Genomic DNA, 1203 nt, shown 5'->3' on the forward strand with positions numbered 1-1203 from the left:
GATACTACTTTTTAGGCGCGACGATTTGAAATCATACCTTTGAGGTCAATTAAGGTGACCTCAAATGAACCAAGATAAATATGTTTTCGCTCAGTTAGTAGAATTCTTGAACAATGATAAGTTCAGAAGACTTGTAGACAAGTATGATGGCAATCGTTATGTGAAACATTTCACTTGCTGGAGTCAGTTACTTGCAATGATGTTCGGTCAACTCAGTAATCGTGAAAGTCTTCGTGACTTGATTGTAGCTTTGGAAGCACATCAAGGAAAGCGTTATCATTTGGGATTGGGTCGTGAGCCCATTGCCAAAACTACGCTTGCATCTGCCAATCAGAATCGGGATTACAGAATCTTCGAAGATTTTGCTTTCTATATGATGAAGGAAGCATGTGAAAAACGATCGACTCACATCTTGGATATTCCAGGAAGGAAGTATGCGTTTGATTCCACTACGATTCCTTTATGTTTGGCTACATTCCCTTGGGCGAAGTTCCGTAAGAAAAAAGGTGGAGTTAAGGCTCATGTCCTTTATGACATAGAAGCACAACTTCCAGCCTTTTATACAGTAACTACAGCATCCAGGCATGATTCAACAGAAATGTCCGCAATTAATTATGAGCCAAATGCTTATTATATATTTGACAGAGCGTATGACTCGTTTAAAGAACTTTATCGGATTCATCTTACAGGTTCTTTCTTTGTAGTCAGAGCGAAGTCTAATCTGAAATGCAAGTTCTGTAAATGGAAGCGTAGAATGCCGAAGAATATCCTTTCAGATGCGGAAGTGAAACTGATAGGGTACACTTCTGAAAAGAAGTATCCTGAATCATTCAGAGTCATCCGTTTCTATGATGAAGAGGATGATCGTGAATTCACATTCCTGACGAATGCCAAACACATATCTGCACTTGATGTTGCCAATCTTTATAAGAAAAGATGGTTCGTGGAACTTTTCTTCAAATGGCTGAAACAACACCTTAAGATAAAAAGGTTCTGGGGTACTACCGAGAATGCGGTTCGAATACAGATTAGTGTTGCTATCATCACCTATTGTTTAGTAGCTATTGTCCAATATGATATGCAACTGAATCGTTCAACTTATGAGGTCTTGCAGATTCTTAGCATCTCATTAACAGATAAAACGCCTTTACAAGAGCTGTTTAATAAGACTAATTTCAATGATGTCAAAGAACAATTTAATCC

Annotated in this window: 1 protein-coding gene; it reads left to right on the forward strand. The window is 38.2% G+C overall.

Annotated elements, in window-relative coordinates; genetic code table 11:
- Window positions 1-64: 64 nt before the first annotated feature.
- On the forward strand, window positions 65-1203 hold a 1139-nt coding region (locus ACGHVY_RS24780), incomplete at its 3' end, for an IS4 family transposase (RefSeq protein WP_390602130.1).

It is taken from the genome of Bacteroides sp. f07 (genome assembly GCF_042854785.1).
Lineage (GTDB): Bacteria > Bacteroidota > Bacteroidia > Bacteroidales > Bacteroidaceae > Bacteroides.